Source organism: Algibacter mikhailovii, assembly GCF_014651495.1.
Classification (GTDB): Bacteria; Bacteroidota; Bacteroidia; order Flavobacteriales; family Flavobacteriaceae; genus Algibacter_E; species Algibacter_E mikhailovii.
Window position 1 is genome coordinate 46,940 of sequence record NZ_BMWZ01000002.1, and the last position, 21,008, is coordinate 67,947.

At 34.7% G+C, this 21,008-nt stretch carries 21 protein-coding genes; 13 read left to right on the plus strand and 8 right to left on the minus strand.

The features are described 5' to 3' along the window. Positions 1 to 130: 130 nt before the first annotated feature. From IE051_RS03605 to groL, 6 genes are all read left to right on the plus strand, one after another. Positions 131 to 1,408: a sigma-54 interaction domain-containing protein gene (locus tag IE051_RS03605; protein ID WP_189359417.1), complete on the plus strand. Its 1,278-nt coding sequence runs from the start codon at positions 131 to 133 to the stop codon at positions 1,406 to 1,408. A 48-nt stretch (positions 1,409 to 1,456) separates the two neighbouring features. Then, the gene (locus IE051_RS03610) at positions 1,457 to 1,963 is read left to right on the plus strand and encodes an LptE family protein (RefSeq protein WP_189359418.1); all 507 of its coding nucleotides are present in this window, start codon (positions 1,457 to 1,459) and stop codon (positions 1,961 to 1,963) included. Positions 1,964 to 2,004: 41 nt separating this feature from the next. Continuing rightward, a complete protein-coding gene (locus tag IE051_RS03615) occupies positions 2,005 to 2,946 on the plus strand; it encodes a DUF8458 domain-containing protein (protein WP_189359419.1) in 942 nt (313 codons plus the stop codon). Between the two features lie 2 nt (positions 2,947 to 2,948). Beyond that, positions 2,949 to 3,311: a preprotein translocase subunit SecG gene (gene secG / locus IE051_RS03620; protein WP_189359420.1), complete on the plus strand. Its 363-nt coding sequence runs from the start codon at positions 2,949 to 2,951 to the stop codon at positions 3,309 to 3,311. 150 nt (positions 3,312 to 3,461) lie between these two features. Beyond that, entirely contained in the window at positions 3,462 to 3,737 is a 276-nt protein-coding gene (locus IE051_RS03625) for a co-chaperone GroES (RefSeq protein WP_189359421.1), read from the plus strand. Positions 3,738 to 3,767: 30 nt separating this feature from the next. Then, the gene (gene groL / locus IE051_RS03630; RefSeq protein ID WP_189359422.1) at positions 3,768 to 5,399 is read left to right on the plus strand and encodes a chaperonin GroEL; all 1,632 of its coding nucleotides are present in this window, start codon (positions 3,768 to 3,770) and stop codon (positions 5,397 to 5,399) included. A gap of 133 nt (positions 5,400 to 5,532) precedes the next feature. Here the strand turns inward: groL and IE051_RS03635 are convergent, their stop codons facing one another. The 7 genes from IE051_RS03635 to xrtF form a co-directional block, all read right to left on the minus strand. Continuing rightward, positions 5,533 to 6,054 (minus strand): collagen-like triple helix repeat-containing protein, encoded by a 522-nt coding sequence (locus IE051_RS03635; RefSeq protein ID WP_189359423.1) that lies wholly within the window; start codon positions 6,052 to 6,054, stop codon positions 5,533 to 5,535. A 136-nt stretch (positions 6,055 to 6,190) separates the two neighbouring features. Further along, a complete protein-coding gene (locus IE051_RS03640; RefSeq protein WP_189359424.1) occupies positions 6,191 to 6,553 on the minus strand; it encodes a heavy-metal-associated domain-containing protein in 363 nt (120 codons plus the stop codon). Positions 6,554 to 6,565: 12 nt separating this feature from the next. Next, complete coding sequence (locus IE051_RS03645; RefSeq protein WP_189359425.1) at positions 6,566 to 8,818, minus strand: TonB-dependent receptor; 2,253 nt, start codon at positions 8,816 to 8,818, stop codon at positions 6,566 to 6,568. Then, positions 8,818 to 9,540, minus strand: a complete 723-nt coding sequence (locus IE051_RS03650; RefSeq protein ID WP_189359426.1) for a heavy-metal-associated domain-containing protein — start codon at positions 9,538 to 9,540, stop codon at positions 8,818 to 8,820. Before IE051_RS03650 ends, IE051_RS03645 begins: the two co-directional genes overlap by 1 nt. 65 nt (positions 9,541 to 9,605) lie before the next feature. After that, a complete protein-coding gene (locus IE051_RS03655) occupies positions 9,606 to 10,007 on the minus strand; it encodes an HYC_CC_PP family protein (protein ID WP_229796719.1) in 402 nt (133 codons plus the stop codon). 56 nt (positions 10,008 to 10,063) lie between these two features. Next, the gene (locus tag IE051_RS03660) at positions 10,064 to 10,492 is read right to left on the minus strand and encodes an exosortase F system-associated membrane protein (RefSeq protein ID WP_189359427.1); all 429 of its coding nucleotides are present in this window, start codon (positions 10,490 to 10,492) and stop codon (positions 10,064 to 10,066) included. Next, entirely contained in the window at positions 10,485 to 11,036 is a 552-nt protein-coding gene (gene xrtF, locus IE051_RS03665; RefSeq protein ID WP_189359428.1) for an exosortase family protein XrtF, read from the minus strand. Before xrtF ends, IE051_RS03660 begins: the two co-directional genes overlap by 8 nt. A 75-nt stretch (positions 11,037 to 11,111) precedes the next feature. On the opposite strand from xrtF, the gene IE051_RS03670 reads away from it, so the two are divergent. Together IE051_RS03670 and purH are read left to right on the plus strand one after the other, a co-directional pair. Then, a complete protein-coding gene (locus tag IE051_RS03670) occupies positions 11,112 to 11,567 on the plus strand; it encodes an XrtF-associated fRMsr-like GAF protein (protein WP_189359429.1) in 456 nt (151 codons plus the stop codon). 192 nt (positions 11,568 to 11,759) lie between these two features. Further along, positions 11,760 to 13,292: a bifunctional phosphoribosylaminoimidazolecarboxamide formyltransferase/IMP cyclohydrolase gene (gene purH / locus IE051_RS03675; RefSeq protein ID WP_189359430.1), complete on the plus strand. Its 1,533-nt coding sequence runs from the start codon at positions 11,760 to 11,762 to the stop codon at positions 13,290 to 13,292. Positions 13,293 to 13,364: 72 nt separating this feature from the next. Here the strand turns inward: purH and IE051_RS03680 are convergent, their stop codons facing one another. Then, entirely contained in the window at positions 13,365 to 15,167 is a 1,803-nt protein-coding gene (locus IE051_RS03680; protein ID WP_189359431.1) for a T9SS type A sorting domain-containing protein, read from the minus strand. A 265-nt stretch (positions 15,168 to 15,432) separates the two neighbouring features. Here IE051_RS03680 and IE051_RS03685 point away from each other — a divergent pair, with 265 nt between their 5' ends. The 5 genes from IE051_RS03685 to rodA are packed head-to-tail and all read left to right on the plus strand — an operon-like array spanning position 15,433 to position 21,004. After that, positions 15,433 to 16,461 carry a rod shape-determining protein gene (locus tag IE051_RS03685; protein WP_189359432.1) on the plus strand — a complete coding sequence of 343 codons (1,029 nt, stop codon included), beginning with the start codon at positions 15,433 to 15,435 and terminating at the stop codon, positions 16,459 to 16,461. Positions 16,462 to 16,475: 14 nt separating this feature from the next. Further along, on the plus strand, positions 16,476 to 17,294 hold the full coding sequence (gene mreC, locus IE051_RS03690; RefSeq protein ID WP_189359433.1) for a rod shape-determining protein MreC: 819 nt from the start codon (positions 16,476 to 16,478) through the stop codon (positions 17,292 to 17,294). After that, positions 17,287 to 17,793 (plus strand): rod shape-determining protein MreD, encoded by a 507-nt coding sequence (locus IE051_RS03695; RefSeq protein WP_189359434.1) that lies wholly within the window; start codon positions 17,287 to 17,289, stop codon positions 17,791 to 17,793. Before mreC ends, IE051_RS03695 begins: the two co-directional genes overlap by 8 nt. Next, on the plus strand, positions 17,790 to 19,727 hold the full coding sequence (gene mrdA / locus IE051_RS03700; RefSeq protein WP_189359435.1) for a penicillin-binding protein 2: 1,938 nt from the start codon (positions 17,790 to 17,792) through the stop codon (positions 19,725 to 19,727). Before IE051_RS03695 ends, mrdA begins: the two co-directional genes overlap by 4 nt. Then, positions 19,727 to 21,004 carry a rod shape-determining protein RodA gene (rodA, locus tag IE051_RS03705; RefSeq protein ID WP_189359436.1) on the plus strand — a complete coding sequence of 426 codons (1,278 nt, stop codon included), beginning with the start codon at positions 19,727 to 19,729 and terminating at the stop codon, positions 21,002 to 21,004. Before mrdA ends, rodA begins: the two co-directional genes overlap by 1 nt. The last annotated feature ends 4 nt before the right edge of the window (positions 21,005 to 21,008 follow it).

Here is a 21,008-nt window from a genome sequence, read left to right on the forward strand (position 1 = left end):
AGAAAACCATAACCGAAATTAGTTTAACCAAGATTTATAAACGCACGGAAAAACTAAATTTGGATAAGATAGAAACTAAAGCATAAGTTGCGTTTCTAAATATCTTGAGAATTAAAATTTAAAAAATTAAATGGAATCAGTTCAAGCTATAAAACAACGTTTTGGTATTATTGGGAACTCTACATCCTTGAATCGGGCTATTGAAAAAGCGATCCAAGTAGCTCCCACCGACATATCTGTCCTTGTGACTGGTGAAAGTGGGGTGGGTAAAGAAAGTATTCCAAAAATCATACATCAACTATCACATAGGAAGCACAACAAATACATTGCTGTTAACTGTGGTGCGATACCTGAAGGAACCATTGACAGTGAACTCTTTGGGCATGAAAAAGGAGCCTTTACTGGTGCTACACAAACCCGTGCTGGTTATTTTGAAGTCGCTGATGGAGGAACAATTTTTCTAGATGAAGTTGGCGAATTACCGCTAACAACACAAGTCCGTTTATTACGTGTTCTTGAAAACGGTGAGTTTTTAAAAGTAGGCTCAAGTAAAGTACAGAAAACGGATGTCCGGATTGTAGCCGCAACTAATGTGAACATGCATGAAGCTATAGAGAAAGAAAAATTCCGTGAAGACTTGTATTACAGACTAAGTACAGTTGATATTAATCTGCCTCCGCTACGTGAAAGGCAAGAAGATATACATCTACTCTTTAGAAAGTTTGCTAGTGATTTTGCTTTAAAATATAAAATGCCTACCATCAAACTTACTGACAATGCTGTTCAGGTGCTATTAAAACATCGTTGGGGCGGTAATATTCGTCAATTACGAAATATTGCCGAGCAACTATCGGTTTTAGAACAAAATAGAACTATAACAGCAGAAGTTCTAAGAAGTTATTTACCAGTAACGGCAGGGACCAATTTACCAGCGGTTATAAAAACATCAAAGTCTGAAAGCGATTTTAGTAGTGAACGTGAAATCCTATACAAGATACTCTTTGATATGAAGGCCGATTTAAATGACTTGAAAAAGCTCACTTTAGAATTAATGAAGCACGGTAACACAAAAGACGTTGAAAAGAATAATGAAACGCTCATTCAGAAAATATATGGTGATGACGAGAATGAAGAAACCCTTAACTATGAGGAACCCATAGCCCCTAACACTGAGGTTTTATCTATTCCAGAACATGCTGCTGAGCAAGAAGAAATAATTCCTGTTCAAGATAAATATCATTTTGCAGAAGAAATTGAAGAAGAAGAAACCTTATCCTTACATGATAAAGAGTTAGAATTAATAAAGAAATCACTTGAACGTCACCACGGAAAACGTAAATTAGCAGCCGCAGAACTGGGTATCAGCGAAAGAACATTATATAGAAAAATTAAACAATACGATTTGTAGAATATCTTGTATTTGAAAAAAACTATAACTAGTAGTGACACATAAGAAATGAAACACATTAAAACCTTACTAACCTTTGCCTTAATTGGACTATTATTTAGCTGTGGGCCTTATTCCTTTACAGGAGCCTCAATTCCGGCCGGAACAAAAAGCTATCAAGTCAACCGTTTTGAAAATGTTGCACCACTTATTGAACCGGGATTAGAGCGCGATTTTAAAATTGCCCTCGAAGATTTAATTCAAAATCAAACTAATTTAGTACTTGTACCATCTGGCGGAGATTTAGTTTATGAAGGCGAAATTACTGGTTATAGAATATCACCTACCACGGCAACATCTGAACAGACTGCAGCTCAAAACAGATTAACAATAACGGTCAAACTGAGATTTTACAATAAAAAAAATGAAGAAGATGATTTAGATCAAACATTTTCATTTTTTTATGACTACCCAGGTACTGAGCAACTTATAGGTGCGCAAAAAGCAACCGCTCATGAAGAAATTTTTGAACGTTTAACGCAAGACATTTTTAACGCCACACTAGCTAAATGGTAATATTTAAACTAGGAAAAAAAACATTAAATTTGGGTTAGACAATGAATCAGGCTGAGTTTACATATTTACTACAAAACCCACAAAGCATAACCCATGAGCAAACTGAGGGCTTAAAGTCAATTATTGACAGCTTTCCTTATTTTCAGTCAGCCCGAGCACTCCTGCTAAAAGGCTTAAAGAATGAAGGGAGCATCAATTACAATCAAGAATTAAAAACTACAGCTGCTTATACAACGGACCGAAGCATTCTTTTTGATTTTATCACCTCGGAAGCATTTATACAAAATCAGATTTCTGATATTATAAAACAAAATGCGGCCAACTCAAAACATATTGATGTTGTTGCTGAAGATGTCTCAGGAGAAAATCACATCACCTTTGATGCGCAACTAAAACAACAGGTAGAAGACACAAAAGGTGTTTTAGACCCCGCTTTATTTGAAACAAAAAAGCCCACGTCTCAAAAAGATATCGCTTTTGCTTTAACAGCATCTGAAACGATTGAACACACTGCAGACACTACGAAACCAGAAGAAAAAGAATCGGCAGAAGCGGTTTTAAATCTTGGCAAGCCCCTTCAATTTAGCCATAAAGAATCACACTCCTTTAATCAGTGGCTTAAATTAACCAGCCATAAACCTATACAAAGACCAACGGAAAAGGAAGTTGTTAATGAACCTGTAGAAAAATCAAACTTAAAAAAAGTAAAAAAGTTTGAACTCATAGATAAGTTCATATCAAGTAATCCCAAGATAAGCCCTAACAGACCGCTTACGCAAAAGGGGAATTTAGCTAAAGCACAAATGATACAACCTGAAGCCTTGATGACAGAGACTTTAGCGCGCATTTATGTGGAGCAAAAAAATTACAAAAAGGCCATTCAGTCTTATAAAATTTTAAGTTTGAAATATCCAGAAAAAAGTAGTTTCTTTGCAAACCAAATTAGAGCAGTAGAACAATTGCAAGAACAAAATAAAAAATAATAATGAGTACGTTTACAATATTTTTAGTCCTTATAGTCGTGGTAGCATTTTTGCTTATCGTAGTAATCATGGTACAAAACCCTAAAGGTGGAGGATTATCTTCTTCTTTTGGCGGTGGTGGAACACAACAATTAGGTGGTGTAAAAAAGACAACCGACTTTTTAGACAAAAGTACCTGGACTTTAGCAACCGTATTATTGGTGCTAATATTAGCCTCTAACATAACTATAACTAGAGGTTCTGAATCTTTAGATTCAAAAGCATTAGACCCAGAAGCACAATCAACGCAACCTTTACCTGAGGCTTTACCAAGTGCTCCAGCTGCAACACCGGCTGCAAATGATGCTAATACTGAGGAAGAATAATAATTTCAAGAAACAATATAAAAAATGCCAACTTTATTCAGTTGGCATTTTTTGTTTCTGCAAGTTTGTCAGTTCTATTGAATTGGCACATTTTTAGCACAACGCATAAGCGTTAATAATAATTTAATTAATTAAAAATATAGAAACAAAATGGGATTAAACATTAAACCATTAGCAGATAGAGTTCTTATTGAACCTGCTGCAGCTGAAACTAAAACAGCCTCAGGAATTATTATTCCAGACAACGCGAAAGAAAAACCACAAAAAGGAACTGTTGTCGCTGCTGGACCAGGTACAAAAGACGAACCTATAACTGTTAAAGTTGGAGACACTGTATTATATGGTAAATATGCAGGAACAGATCTTAAACTTGAAGGTTCTGACTATTTAATAATGAGAGAAAGTGATATACTAGCAATTATTTAATTGTACTATTAATAAATAAAAATTAAAGAAATGGCAAAAGATATAAAATTTGATATTGAAGCACGTGACGGATTAAAACGTGGTGTAGATGCATTAGCCAATGCAGTAAAAGTAACTTTAGGTCCTAAAGGGCGTAACGTAATTATTAGCAAAAGTTTTGGAGCTCCTCAAGTTACCAAAGATGGTGTTTCTGTTGCAAAAGAAATTGAACTTGATGATGCACATGAAAATATGGGTGCACAAATGGTAAAAGAAGTTGCTTCTAAAACCAATGATTTAGCTGGTGACGGAACAACAACAGCAACCGTTTTAGCACAAGCTATTGTAAAAGAAGGTTTAAAAAATGTCGCTTCAGGTGCTAATCCAATGGATTTAAAGCGTGGAATCGATAAAGCAGTTGAAACCATTACAGCTGACCTTGAAGACCAAGCTAAAAAAGTTGGTAATTCTTCTGAAAAAATAAAACAAGTTGCAGCTATTTCGGCAAATAATGACGACACGATAGGTGAATTAATCGCTCAAGCTTTTGGAAAAGTTGGTAAAGAAGGTGTCATTACTGTTGAAGAAGCCAAAGGAATGGATACTTATGTTGACGTAGTTGAAGGTATGCAATTTGACAGAGGTTATTTATCTCCTTATTTTGTGACTGACTCTGATAAAATGATTGCCGACTTAGAAAATCCATACATTTTATTATTTGACAAAAAGATTTCCAATTTACAAGAAATTCTTCCAATTTTAGAACCAGTTGCACAATCTGGACGTCCATTATTAATTATTGCTGAAGATGTAGACGGACAAGCATTAGCTACTTTAGTAGTAAACAAATTACGTGGCGGTCTTAAAATTGCTGCTGTTAAAGCACCAGGATTTGGAGACAGACGTAAAGCTATGTTAGAAGATATCGCTATCCTAACTGGTGGTACTGTTATTTCTGAAGAACGTGGATTTACTTTAGAAAACGCAGATTTATCTATGCTTGGTTCAGCAGAAACTGTAACTGTAGATAAAGACAATACAACAATTGTAAATGGTTCAGGAGATGCCGAGGCCATCAAAGCTAGAGTAAACCAAATCAAAGCGCAAATTGAAACAACAACTTCAGATTACGATAAAGAAAAACTTCAAGAGCGTTTAGCTAAATTAGCTGGTGGTGTTGCCGTACTTTACGTAGGTGCTGCATCAGAAGTTGAAATGAAAGAAAAGAAAGACCGTGTTGATGATGCTTTACATGCTACTAGAGCTGCTGTAGAAGAAGGTATTGTTGCTGGTGGTGGTGTTGCCCTAGTAAGAGCAAAAGCTGTTTTAGCAAAGATCACTACAGATAACTTAGACGAAACTACTGGTGTACAAATAGTAAACAAAGCTATTGAAGCACCATTAAGAACTATTGTTGAAAATGCTGGAGGAGAAGGCTCAGTAGTAATTAACAAAGTACTTGAAGGTAAAAAAGATTTTGGTTATGATGCCAAATCTGAAGAATATGTAGACATGCTTAAAGCCGGTATTATTGATCCTAAGAAAGTAACACGTATTGCTTTAGAAAATGCTGCTTCTGTTGCTGGCATGATCTTAACAACGGAATGTGCTTTAATCGATATTAAAGAAGATGCACCAGCTATGCCTCCTATGGGCGGTGGCGGTATGCCGGGAATGATGTAGTCAAGAACCTTGACACGTAAATTATATAAAAAGCGCTTCAAAACTATTTGAAGCGCTTTTTTAATTATACCACATAAAAAAATCCGAAATAAAACTATTTCGGATTTTTCAATTTAAAGAACAAATCTTTGTCTTATAAAAAGTCGTTTATATCATAAGCATTGGCTTCGGCTGCAGTACCATTGATTAATACAAATCGCAAATCAACTGGGCCTTCAATAAGCGAGTTAATGTATACCTTTCCTACTTGCATACCGATGATTTCTATAATAACTATAGATGCAAATACAGGCTCCTCCTCAGTACCTATATTTTGCAATTGCGTAACTGGCATTGATAACCATATAGTTGGTTCTACAGTAACATATCCATATACCAAACCATTATCAAAAATATCTTGCGTTAATTGAGGCACGTCAAATACCATTTCTCCTAATGTCAAAGTCTGATTTTCTAAAAGTACAGAAATTGCACCTCCGCTACCTGATTCACCAGGATCACCTTTATCTCCCTTTTCACCTTGTGCTCCCTGTGGCCCTTGAACACCTTGTGGTCCTTGTTCTCCTGGAGCGCCATCTTCTGCAGAGCATGAAAATGCCAAAACAACCATTAGTGATAAGGCAATATATTTAATTTTTGATAAAACTGTTTTCATAGGTAATGTGTTAAATTGTTTTCTATTTTCTTAAAATTAAACGTCGCTAGAAGCGACATAAAGGAAACGAATTTAAACTTTTTTTATCATAAAACCGATTAAAATTATTTAATCCCTAAACCTGACATAAGATTTATTACTTCTTCTTAGGTTCATGCTCTTCCACAACAACCTCATCTCTATACCTGCAACATGGGTGTACAGACGCGTAAGCTTCATCGGTAGCCTTTAGTTCCTGAGTATCATGACCAGCAGCAAGCACTTTGGATTGAATAGTCTCAATATTTGTTTTTCGTTCATCATAAATCAATCGCAATTCATGTGTTTCAACATTCCAAACTGCAGACTTTACACCTTTAGTATCTAAACTTGCTTTTTCAATTCTTGATTTACACATTAAGCAAACCCCATCAACCTCTAAACTTGCTTTGGCATTTTTATTTTGCGCCACTGTTGTTCCCACAACAAGTAACATCATAATCATAATTAAATTTTTCATTTCTTTATTTGTTTATTTTAATTTAAATCTTAATCCTGCATAGTACATACTCCCAAAAATAGGACCATACACAAAGGTGGTATCAAAATGGGCTCCAAATGGATCATCCGCAGCCAAAATAGGATTGGACTGCCTTACATTAGAAATATTCTCACCACCTAAATATACTTCAAATTTCGTAGAAAACACCTTTGTAATCTGGGCATTTAAGGTCGCTAACGTCGGTGTAAATTCTGGTAATTGGTATTCAATAGGATTACCTGCAGTTGACGAAAAACGTTGCTTACTTAACCAATTAAATGTAGCATCAAACTTCCACTGTCCTTGATTGCTATCTCGCCTTTTCGTTTCATAGCCCATATTGGCAAAAAAACGATGTTTTGGCACTAATGGTTTATCCAATTCCCCAGAATTATACTGCGTTTTCACCTCATAATATTTATAAGCCAAACGCAAATCAAAACCTTCAAAAACATTATAATTCAACTCGGTTTGAAAACTGTTGGCATAACTATCTCCCTTTAAATTATAAAAGTTAACCTCTAGTGGATTTTCATAATCAACAACAACCTGATTTTCAAAATCTGTTTTATAATAATCTATGGTAACATCTGCCTTTCTGCCAAACAAATTGAACCCCTGTAAGAAAGACACCCCATAATTCCATGCTATTTCGGGGTCTAAGCCATATACATTACCCTTAGCTGATTGAATATTTATGGTTCTTGAGGTGGCAAACATCTGTTGATTTTCAGTAAAAATATTAGCGCTACGTTTTCCTCTACCAAAAGAAGCTCTTAAGGCCGACTTCTCCCATGGTGTATATCGCGCATGAATCCTGGGTGTAATAAAAGTTCCTAACAAATTATGACTATCAATACGTATTCCAGCAGTAACATTTAGTTTCTCTAAATTATCATAATTATATTCAAAAAAAGCACCAACTGAGGTTTCTGTTCTTTCATAATTTGGAGCTAAATTTTCGGCATCAATTAATTCATCATAATGATCATAAGTATAGCTAATTCCTGTTTTTATTTTATGCCTTGAATCACTTATAATCGAATTGTAAATCGCGTTAGAATACAAACTATTATGTTCAATGTTATACTGATTCAATCCAAAATAAGAATCCTGTCTATGATTACTAAAAGCCCCCTGAATACCAATACTTTGATAGGGTATTTCTGGATTTACATAACCAAATTTTGCAGACACTTCATAACGCCTGCTGTCTATTTCGCTGCCCCAGGCATTTGTTGTCAATTTATCCGTTTCAGGATTAAAACTTAACTGACCTGCTTGCTTTTCATCATTTAAAAACTTGAGATTAATAAAACTAACCAAACCCTTTTCTGCATTAGTATATTGCCAGCGGTTCATGATATTAATTTGCCTATACTTAGGCATATCTAGAAAACCGTCATGATTCACATCATGTGATTTGTTATGACTATTCCCGTGTAAATATAATCCGGCATGCCATTTCTTACCAACCTTTGTATTAAAATGCGTATTTAATTCCACACGTTCGTTAGAGGCGCCGTACAAATTGATAAAAAATGTATCATCGGTAGATGGCTTTACCAATTCAGCATTAATTTGCCCTGCAATACTTTCATAACCATTAACCGCACTACCGGCACCTTTGGTTATTTGAATACTTTCAACCCATGTTCCTGGTATAAAACTTAAACCAAAAGCCTGAGAAGCCCCACGAATGGAAGGGATGTTCTCTGTTGCTATTAATATATAGGGCGTGGTAAGTCCTAGCATTTTTATTTGGCGCGTACCTGTTACAGCATCTGCAAAATTCACGTCAATTGACGGATTGGTTTCAAAGCTCTCAGACAGATTACAACATGCCGCTTTTAAAAGTTCATCACTACTTACAGTAAAAGTATTAGTTGCCTTTAAATAAGATCGGGCCGTAGCCTGCTTTCTAGACGTAACAGTTACGGCGTCTAAATTATCGGTTGGCGTTAACCAGTGCCTAACTCTTTTTGGTTCATTAATTGTTAAGGTATCAGTTTTAAACCCTACATAACTTATTACCAACTTTTTATATTCTGTTTGATATGCAAGATCAAAGCTACCATCAATATCAGTAACGGTACCCACAGACGTATTAAGCCAATATACATTAGCCCCTGGCAAACCTATTTCTTTATTTTCAGAGTTAGCCTCCATAATCATACCTTCAATTTTATCTTGAGAATACAATATTGTAGGCAGCACCCATAGTATCATGACTATTTTTCTCATTATCCAGTTACTTTAATAAGCATGATAATGGCCATAACTATCATAATACTATTTTCAATAAAAGTAGCCTTAGTCATTGGCAGCTTTAATGCCGTTCCTAAACATGCGCAGGGTATCGTCTTTTTATTCAAAAGCGACTTTACAACGCCAACGGTAGTTATCCCTAAAATAATAAGGGTTAATACCAGTCCGATAGAAACTTCAATGCGCATTAAAAACATGAGCCCTAATACCGCCTCTATAAAAGGATAAACCCATGCATACCAAGGTAAAACTTTGGCTAGTGGGTCATACATTCTAAATGAATCTGGAAATCCTTTTAAATCCAACAGCTTAAAAAAGCTAAATACAATATAAAATAGCCCCATAAAATCAAGCATAAAATTGCTTGTATTCCATGCTTTATAATTAATTAAGAAAGAAGCCGTAATGATGTAGCCAAAAATTAAAAAAAGAGGAAACAGTTGCTGAATTTCATTTTTATCATTTATGGTAGGGCTTTCAGAATTTTGAAATATGCTTTTTTCTAAAATTTTATATTTATCGGATAGCGCGTTTTGTAAGCTTTTATTTGAAATGTATTTTGACATTTCTATCACAGCTTGAGAATCTTCAAGGCTCACTGAAGCCTTTATAACATCTGGTATTTGATTTAATGCTGCTTCAACAGAAGTTCGGCATCCATTACAGGTCATACCTGTAACTGTATATGTTTGTTTCATTTGAAATGAATTTGAATTAAAAAGAATTGTTTTCTGTTAGTACAGAATTTAAAAAACTTAATAAATCAAATAAGAAAAACTTGGTCTAAAACCTGAATATCAGGAGTCAAATTAGGAGGAGAGTAGTCTTTATGCGGTATGGTTTCTTTAGGTAAATGCTCAAAGCCATACATGTAAGTATGTGCAAAAACCGCTAGAAATTTATGTACATTAAAATCTAAATCATCAAAAGAAGTCGTTTTTAGCTCATCTTGCCCTTGTACAATATCAATTTCGTCTTTACAGCATGATTTCTTTAGCATTAATTCCTGCGCTTCCATAGCACATTTATCAACTTCTGTAAACATAGAAACATCAACTAAAACATCACCACAAAAGTGTTTTTCAACAGTAAAAGAAACTGTTGATAATAAGACAAGCATGGCCAATGCCATTGAAAATAATTTGTATGAAATATGCTTAATCACAATGCAAAAGTACTAAAAATGGCAATTTTAAAAACACTTTAGCGTATGTTTAACATTCAACCTTTGTGTTTATGATAATAAAAAGCGGGAATTAAAAGAATTAAAATCACTGGTTGAATCAAAAACCTTCGCACATTAAAAAACAAATAATAATCTTCCTGCTTGGGGTTAATTACAAAATACGTATAAGCCATCATTAATAAAACAAAAGCTAATCCGTATAATAACGCAGAAAATTTAACGATGTTTCTGTCTTTAAAAACCAAAAACAGGATACCCAGAGAAATCAAGGTGTTCAATACGTATCTCAAAATGACATTAAAAATAAGCTTGCCAACGGCTCTTGGAGGGCTATCAGCATATAAATAGTCATTCTTAAAAAATGATATATAGGGATCATAGAACAAAGTATCTTCGAAAAAACGGATCAAAACAAGTCCTATTACTAGTAAAACAATCCCTATGTAATTGATTGCTTTAGGCATCTTTAACGTTTGATTTAGAAAATCTGTTCACCCAAAACACCCAGAGTAAAAAAACCAATCCGTAAATAATAGCTGGAAAAACTACTGAATGCAAAATTTCCCTGTGCTCTGGATAATAGTATAACGCAATAGTTAAAATGACAATGCGTATTAAATTCACCACATAAATCAGAACGCTGCCTGATAAGATATAGAAAAAAGTGGTTTTCAATTTCCCCGAAAAGGCAACAATAAAAGATAAAAACAAAATTATAACGCTTAAGCCATTACACCCCTCAATGATGCGAGCAACAAATTTTCCGTTCAGTATAATTTTCATTGATGGCTCAGTTTCATGAGGTAGTACCTCTGAACTAAAACCCAACCCATGCAAAATGTTATCTGTTTGCAAGGCCACTAAATTTGTAACATAATCAGGATAAAAGTTCGAACCTTCAGAATATTGCAGGTAAAACTTATACACCATAGTCAAAACAACGTAAGTGATCAAAAAAAGAAAAACAAATTTGATTACGGCTTTATATTGTATAAAAAGTGATTTCACTAATACTGTTAATTTTAATAAAACTGAATGTCGAAATTACGTCTTTTTAAATACTTTTGCCTAAACTTCACATCAATGATTTTTGAAGCACTTAAAACAAATGTAGAAACTATTGTTTCCAACACTGAAAATTCGACTAACGAGCGTCTATTGCATATTTGCCAATTATTAGAAAAAAACATCAATTACTACAACTGGGTTGGTTTTTACTTTAGAAATGGCAACAAAAAAGAATTAATACTAGGACCATATGTTGGTGCGCCTACCGACCATACTATTATCCCTTTTGGAAAAGGCATTTGCGGACAAGTAGCCTTAAGTAATAAAAATTTTGTGGTTCCTGATGTTACCGCTCAAGACAATTATATTGCCTGCAGCATATCAGTCAAAGCAGAAATTGTAGTTCCTATTTTTGTTAATGGAGAAAATATTGGTCAAATTGATATTGATTCTAACACCCCAGATCCCTTTACAGAATCGGACGAACGCTTTTTAGAATTTGTATGCCATAAAGTTTCTGAAATGCTTTAAGAATTTGATCTATAGGAAAACATTTCGAAAAAAAAATCAATAGTCATCCTTACTTTTTTGAAAATTCTAAGCGCGTTTATTCAAGGAAATAACTACTTTTGCACATATTTTAAAAAATCAGCGTAAAGCACTGATAAACAAGTATAATTTCATATCCTCTAGTAGGGTTTAAAAACACAATCTACAGCAATAATGAGCAACGAAAAAAAAATCAAATCAGCTTTAATTTCGGTATTTAGTAAAGATGGATTAGAGCCCATAGTAAAAGAACTAGACAAACAAGGTGTAACTATTTATTCTACTGGTGGCACAGAAAAGTTCATTAATGATTTAGGTGTAACTGTTGTTCCTGTGGAAGATGTAACATCCTACCCCTCCATTCTTGGTGGTCGTGTAAAAACATTACACCCAAAAGTTTTTGGTGGTATTTTAAACAGACAAAACCACGAAGGCGATGTTGCTGAATTGGCAGAATATGAAATCCCTCAAATTGATGTGGTCATCGTTGATTTATATCCATTTGAAAAAACAGTAGCTTCTGGAGCCAGTAATCAAGATATTATTGAAAAAATTGATATTGGAGGTATTTCTTTAATTAGAGCTGCAGCAAAGAATTACGCTGATGTTATTTGTGTATCTTCTGTTGATGATTATGCTGAATTTTTAGAGTTAATTTCGGCAAATAACGGATCAATTTCTGAAGAAGACAGAAAACGTTTTGCAGGAAAAGCTTTTAATGTATCCTCTCATTATGATACTGCTATTTTCAACTATTTCAATCAAAACAACGAAGAAACAGTTCTAAAAATAAGTGATCAAAATGGCAAAACGTTACGCTATGGAGAAAACCCCCATCAAAAAGGATTCTTCTTTGGTAATTTTGACGAATTATTCACGAAACTTCATGGTAAAGAATTAAGTTATAACAATCTTTTAGATGTTGACGCAGCAGTAAATTTAATGCTTGAATTTAAGAATGACGCACCAACCTTTGCCATCTTAAAACATAATAACGCATGTGGTTTAGCACAACGCGACACTTTACATCAAGCATATGTAGATGCTTTGGCAGGAGATCCTGTTTCAGCTTTTGGTGGCGTTCTAATAAGCAACAAAGAAATTGATGTTGCTACAGCTGAAGAAATTCACAAACTATTTTGTGAAGTAGTTATTGCACCTTCTTTTACTTCAGAAGCCCTAGACATTTTAAAGGGTAAGAAGAACAGAATTTTATTAGTAATTCATGATATTGAAATGCCAAAAACCAATGTAAGAAGTTGTTTAAACGGTGTTTTAGTTCAAGACAGAAACAATATAACAGATAAAGCAGCAGATTTAAAAACAGTTACTAATTTGGCACCTTCTGAGGCGCAAATAGAAGATTTATTATTTGCTTCAAAGGTCTGTAAGCATACTAAATCGAACACAATTGTGTTGACTAAGAACAAACAATTATGCGCAAGTGGCACCGGACAAACAAGTCGTGTAGATGCTTTGAATCAAGCCATTCATAAAGCGGAGTCATTTAATTTTGATTTAAACGGAGCTGCCATGGCAAGTGATGCATTCTTCCCATTCCCAGATTGTGTAGAAATCGCTAAAAATGCAGGTATTTCCTCAGTTATTCAACCTGGAGGATCAATTAAGGATCAATTAAGTATTGATTACTGTAATGAAAATGATTTAGCTATGGTGATGACCGGTACACGTCACTTTAAGCACTAAATAATATTACATTTTTTAAAAATAAAAAGAGCACCCTATTCAGGTGCTCTTTTTATTTTCATTCGTTTTCGCCTAATTTTTAAGTACTCTTTTTATGGCATTTCGTCCGGTTAGTCTATCTGTTATTCTAACAAAATAAACCCCATATACCAATCGGCTTACGTCTATTGTTTTATTCTTTGAAGATACTTGACTCGCAAAAACTTGCTTACCCAAAACATCAATAATTTCAATATCTAAATCAATATTTTGTGCCCCTTGATAATTCACAGAAATAGCGTTTTTTGTGGGGTTAGGATACACATCAAAACTAAAACTACTATCAAAATCAGTGCTACTTAAAGCACTACATGCTCCTCCTGATAATCTGGTAATTGAAATAGGGTTCGACAAATCAAAACAACCTGTTAAATCAGATACATTTGTGGCGGTATCTAAGCCAATGTCTCCGGTATAACGCATATACCAAATATCACAAACGCCTGATGGCGCACCTTCTAAATTAAAAGGCCCTGAGGCTGGCGTTCCTAAAATATTATTTGTCGCATTATCAGTAATAACATATGTTCCGTTTTCACCATCTAAAACACCTGAATCTACAAATTCTACAGCTATTAAATCATCGATACCTTCTCCAACACAAATGCTTGCTGTCGTATCGGTGGTTCCCGCTATTTGAAGGGCTCCAGCATTAACACCTGAGCGTGTCACAGAAATAGGGTTCGACAAATCAAAACAACCTGTTAAATCAGATACATTTGTAGCAGTATCCAATCCAATGTCTCCGGTATAACGCATATACCAAATATCACAAACGCCTGATGGCGCACCTTCTAAATTAAAAGGGCCAGATGCTGGCGTTCCTAAAATATTATTTGTCGCATTATCAGTAATAACATATGTTCCGCTTTCACCATCTAAAACATCTGAATCTACAAATTCTACCGCTATTAAATCATTTGCACCTTCTCCAACACAGATGCTTGCTGTCGTATCAGTGGTTCCCGCTATTTGAATGGCTCCAGCATTAACACCTGAACGTGTTACAGAAATGGGGTTTGACAAATCAAAACAACCTGTCAAATCAGATACATTTGTAGCAGTATCCAATCCAATGTCTCCGGTATAACGCATATACCAAATATCACAAACCCCTGATGGCGCACCTTCTAAATTAAAAGGGCCCGAGGCTGGTGTTCCTAAAATATTATTTGTCGCATTATCGGTAATAACATATGTTCCGTTTTCTCCATCTAAAACACCTGAATCTACAAATTCTACCGCTATTAAATCATTTGCACCTTCTCCAACACAGATGCTTGCAGTAGTATTGGTGGTGCCCGCTATTTGAATGGCTCCAGCGTTAACCTCACAGCCACTCCAATTTGCAGCTGAACCGCCTTCTGTAGTACTATATGGCACCTTTCCTGAAACGAAATTATTCACATTGTCCCATCTACCAGCTGTCACCGCTTGAGCCACTCTAGCTTGATTACCTGCACCCCATTGCACATAAGCGATCAAGTCAGTCGGTAAACTCGACCCAAAATTCGTGTTTCGAAACAAACTTAAACCATCCATAGTATCATTCATAGTATAAGATAATTTCACATTAGCCCCAGCGTTTAACATTAAGCTTCCACTTAAAGGGGTAAGTGAACCTATTTGCACATAAGTACCTGGTCCTAAACAGAGCTGATAGCCAGATAAATCAATCACCGACATACCTGGGTTTGAAATGATTACCGTATCAGCCTCCGGATTTACGTTGGTAATAATAACATCTTGTGCAAAACCCTGAGAAACAGCCCCAAAACAAAAAAGGAGCGCAAAACATAACCTAATTAATTTACGTTCTAGTAATTCTTTTTTCATAACAATAATTTTTAGTTCTATAATTTTTAATAAAACTACAAGCTCACTACTTAGTAAAATGTTAGCTACCTAACATTTGGACAAAAAAAAGGCTCTTTTTTCACCTCGTACGCGTTTTTTAACCAAAAGAATATCGATAAAACCCTTAAAAAAAAGAGAAATAATATATTTCGGTTATTTTGAATCGTATATGATTCAAATATTTACCAACTTTTATTACTTTTACGGGATTCGTTTTTAAACCACATTAAACTATTAATACTACATGGGATTTTTTGACTTCCTTACTGAGGATATTGCAATAGATTTAGGTACTGCAAATACTCTTATTATCCATAATGACAAAGTTGTTGTTGATGCGCCATCTATTGTTGCTAGAAATAGAGTCACCAGTAAAATTATTGCTGTTGGTCAAGAAGCCAGTTTAATGCAAGGAAAAACGCATGAAAACATCAAAACTATACGCCCGCTAAAAGACGGTGTAATCGCAGATTTTGATGCTTCAGAGCAAATGATAAGCATGTTTATTAAAAACATCCCTGCTTTAAAGAAGAAATTTTTCACGCCTGCATTACGCATGGTCATTTGTATTCCTTCGGGAATTACCGAGGTAGAAATGCGTGCAGTAAAAGAAAGTGCAGAACGTGTTAATGGTAAAGAGGTGTATTTGATTCATGAGCCAATGGCTGCAGCCATTGGTATAGGTGTTGATATTATGCAGCCTAAAGGAAACATGGTTGTGGATATAGGAGGTGGTACAACTGAAATTGCAGTTATCGCTCTTGGCGGTATTGTATGTGATAAGTCGGTTAAGATTGCAGGTGATGTGTTCACTAATGATATTGTTTACTACATGCGTACGCAACACAACTTATATGTGGGAGAGCGTACTGCTGAGAAAATAAAAATTCAAATAGGTGCAGCTACTGAAGACTTAGAGTTACCGCCAGAAGACATGAGTGTTCAGGGGCGTGATCTACTTACCGGTAAACCAAAACAAGTTTCTATTTCATATAGGGAAATTGCTAAAGCCTTAGACAAATCTATACTGCGTATTGAAGATGCTGTTATGGAAACGCTTTCTCAAACACCTCCTGAATTAGCTGCAGATATATATAATACTGGGATCTATTTAGCTGGAGGAGGATCTATGCTTAGAGGCTTAGACAAAAGGTTATCTCAAAAAACAGACTTACCGGTCTATATTGCTGAGGATCCATTAAGAGCTGTTGTTAGAGGTACTGGTATTACACTAAAAAATCTACCTAAATACAAAAGTGTATTGATAAAATAGAGATCATATAATTCATGCAGCAAATTATTAATTTCATAATTAAGAACAAAAATTTTTTGTTGTTCTTCTTGCTGTTTGACATTGCACTATTGTTTACTATTCAATCGCATTCTTACCACAAGAGTAAATTTATAAATTCGGCCAATTTTTTGACCGGAGGTATTTATAACTCCATTAATAATATTAATGGCTACTTTAATTTAAAATCGCAAAACCAACTGCTTTCAGAAGAAAACAGGCGATTACGGTCTCTTATAACAAATAGCAGTAACAAAGTAGATTCTGTTTTTATAGACAGCCTAATGTTTAGGGCTTCATATAGGTTTTTCACGGCCAATGTTATCAAGAATAGTTACGCCCTAAGCACTAACATGCTCACCCTTAACAAGGGTGTAAAAGACAGTATCAAACAAGATTTTGGTGTTATTTCTTCAAAAGGTATTGTGGGTATTGTAGATAGAACAAGCAATCATTTCGCTACGGTACTTTCTATTTTAAACACGACTAGTAAAATTAGTGCACAATTAAAAAAAACCAATCATTTTGGAACCTTAACGTGGAATGGTAAATCTCCTGAATTCACTCAACTTATTGACATTCCAAAAATAGCACCTGTTGTTGCGGGTGATACCATTATAACTTCAGGAAGGTCGTCTATTTTTCCAAAGGGCGTGCCTATAGGTGTGGTTGAAGATTTTGAATTGGACCAAGCGGAAAACTATTATGAAATAAACGTGAGATTATTTAATGACATGACAAATATTGAGCATGTTTATGTCATAGAAAATGTAAATGTTCAAGAACTAAACAATCTACTTCTGAGTAATGAATAATATTCTTTCTGTTCATACCGTTCGCTTTATTACTCTGGTTATTTTTCAAGTATTAATCTTGAACCACATAAATTTTATGGGCTATATAAACCCGTATATTTACATTCTATTTATTGCCTTATTCCCTATTAAAAACAATAGAATTATTCTAATTCTATTGAGTTTTTTACTTGGTATTACCATTGACCTATTTTTAGACACCGGAGGCATTCATGCTGCCGCTTCTGTATTTATTGCATATGCCAGACCGGTTATATTAAAGACATCATTTGGAACCATTTACGAGCATCAATCCATCAAGTTTAATACAGTAGATTTTGGGTCTAAACTCACCTATTTTACGCTTTTAACTGTTGTACATCATCTTATTTTATTTTCATTGGAAATTTTCAGTATTTCCAAAATACTTTTTATAGTCCAGAAAACGTTATTCTCAAGTATATTTACTATTTTATTGAGTGTGGTAATAACTATTATTTTCAGCAGAAATTCTAAATGAGACAATTTTTACTTTTCATTACAATAATTGCGGTAGGACTCTTGTTTATTTCGAGATTATTCTACCTGCAAGTGTATACCTCTAGCGCACATAATCTTTTTGAAGATAATGCGATACGTAAGGTTTACGATTACCCAAAACGTGGGTTTGTATATGATAGAAATGGTGAATTATTAGTGGCCAATCAACCTTCATATGATGTCATGGTTATCCCTAGAGAAGTGGAACCATTAGACACCCTTGAATTTTGTAGTTTATTAAAAATTGACAAGGAGAAATTTATAAAAACATACAAAAAAGCACGTCATTATTCACCAAGACTGCCATCTGTATTTGTATCCCATCTATCTAAGGAAGATTATGCCGTTTTACAGGAGAAAATGCGCAAATTTCGGGGGTTTTATATTCAGAAACGTTCACTAAGAAACTATGAGACCACAATTGGCGCCAATGTTCTTGGCGATATTGGGGAAGTGAATAATCGCATAATTAAAAAAGACCCATATTATAGAATGGGTGACCTTATAGGCAAACAAGGTATTGAAGCGTCTTATGAAAAAACACTCCGCGGCGTTAAAGGGATTAAGTTTATTCAAAAAGACCGTTTTAATAGAAATATTGGTCCCTACAAAGACGGTAAATTTGATACCATTCCTGTACAAGGAAAAGACATTACCATAACTATTGACGCCCAGCTGCAAGCTTATGGTGAATTACTTATGAAAAACAAAAGAGGAGGTGTTATAGCTATTGAACCTTCCTCGGGTGAAATTCTTGCCATGGTGGCCGCCCCAACTTATGATCCAAATATTTTGGTAGGAAGAGACCGCTCTAAGAACTTCACTAAACTATATAACGATTCAATTGCAAAACCCTTATTTAACAGGAGTTTGCAAGGTGTCTATGAACCTGGCTCTCCTTTTAAATTAATGAACGCCTTGATTGCTCTACAGGAAAATGTTATGTCGCCAAACGAAACTGTAACGTGTTATCAAGGATACAAATACGGAAATCGTATCATGAAATGCCATTGCAACTATGGGACGCGCAACGATATGATAGGTGGGATTCAGAGGTCATGTAATGCTTACTTTGCAACCACCTATAGAAAAATATTGGATAAAAACGGTAATGCTTCAGATGGTATTAATGTTTGGAGTAAACATGCCAAAAGTTTTGGACTCGGTCAGTTTTTAAATAACGATTTATATGTTGGTCAAAAAGGACGCATTCCAGATAGAGATTATTACAAGTTTATTTATCCAAAAACCTTTTACTCTACCTATACCATTTCAAATGCTATTGGGCAAGGTGAAGTTGCCACTACACCTATTCAATTAGCCAATATGGCTGCAGGGATAGCAAATAGAGGCTATTACTACACACCACATATTATAAAACACATTGAGGGAGAAACCTTGCCTGAACAGTTTACCAAACCCAAGTATACCACTATTGATAAGCGGCATTTTGAACCCGTCATTGAAGGCATGTATGAGGTTTATAAAAAAGGTACGGCCGCATCTTTACAAGTCAAAGATATTGACATCTGTGGTAAAACGGGAACCGTTGAAAACTTTGTAAAAATTGACAGTGTTAAAACACAGTTGACAGACCATTCTATATTCTTGGCATTTGCTCCCAAAGACGATCCTAAAATTGCTATCGCAGTTTTTGTTGAAAACGGCTATTGGGGAAGTCGATTTGCAGGAAAAGTAGCCAGTTTAATGATTGAAAGGCACATTAAAGGCTATATAACCCGGACAGATTTAGAGGAATGGTTAATAAAACACAGCCTTGAAGATGAATACGCTAAACCATACTCTGGAAAACCTTTTAGAATTAATGGAGGTACTACACTCCAAATTGTTGAAGAGAAAGAATATTTCAAATTAAAGAAGGAACTTAATAAAATTAATAAACCAAAAAGTTAATGGTTAGGAATACTAACAGACATTTTAAATTTGATTGGATTACTATTTTACTATTCTTTCTATTGGTTGGGTTTGGTTATTTAAATATTTTATCAGCCTCTCATACAGGAACGGATATTAATTATTTCGACATCACGCAGCCTTTTGGTAAACAGCTCATTTTTATTTTTTTAACTTTTGGACTAATCGTTTTATTGTTGGCTATTGATGCCAAATTCTACGAACGCTTTTCGAGTATCATTTATATAGTCGCCATGTTATCCTTAGTTGGTCTATTCGTTTTTGGAAAAAACGTAAATGGAGCAACCTCGTGGTACGCCATTGGCGGCATGACTATTCAGCCCAGTGAATTTGCCAAAATGGCTACCGCGCTTGCCATCGCAAAATATGTTAGTGATTTAAACACCAACATTAAATCATTTAAAGATCAACTACAAATATTCATCATCCTAATCATTCCAGCTATTTTGGTCTTATTGCAAAATGATACCGGTAGCACACTAGTATACGCATCATTCTTCTTTGTACTGTATCGTGAAGGATTGCCAAAATTCTATTTAACCATTGGCATTTCGCTTATTATTGTATCTATTTTGGCCTTAAAATTTGGCGCAATTATTACTTCTGTTACCGGCTTAGTCTTTCTAGTAGCTTATCATTTTTTGAGTAAAAAAAAGTTAAAAATATTTGAGTCTATTTTTATATTATTAGCAGTTGTCTCTATTTCCTTTGGTATAAAATTCTTTTATCAAAGTATTCTACAACCGCACCAGAGAGATAGAATTAGCCTTTGGCTGCGTTTGGAAAAAGACCCCGCCAAACTTGAAAAGATGAAACAAACCTTTGCATATAATTTAAATGAATCTGAAAAAGCCATCAGTTCAGGAGGTGTTACAGGTAGAGGTTTTATGGAAGGAACAAGAACTACTGGAAAATTTGTACCGGAACAACATACCGACTATATTTTTAGTACTGTTGGAGAAGAATGGGGATTTTTAGGGAGCTCATTTGTAGTGCTAGTTTTTGTACTACTCCTTTTGCGCATTTTACATCTAGCCGAATTGCAAAAATCTCAATTCAGTAGAGTATATGGTTATGGCGTAGCCTCTATCATTTTTATTCACTTCTTTATTAATATAGGTATGGTCATGGGTATAATCCCAACAATAGGTATACCTCTTCCTTTATTTAGTTATGGCGGTTCAGGATTGTGGGCATTTACCATTTTAATCTTTATTTTTATCAAATTAGATTCTAATAGAATTAATGAATGGTAGTTAT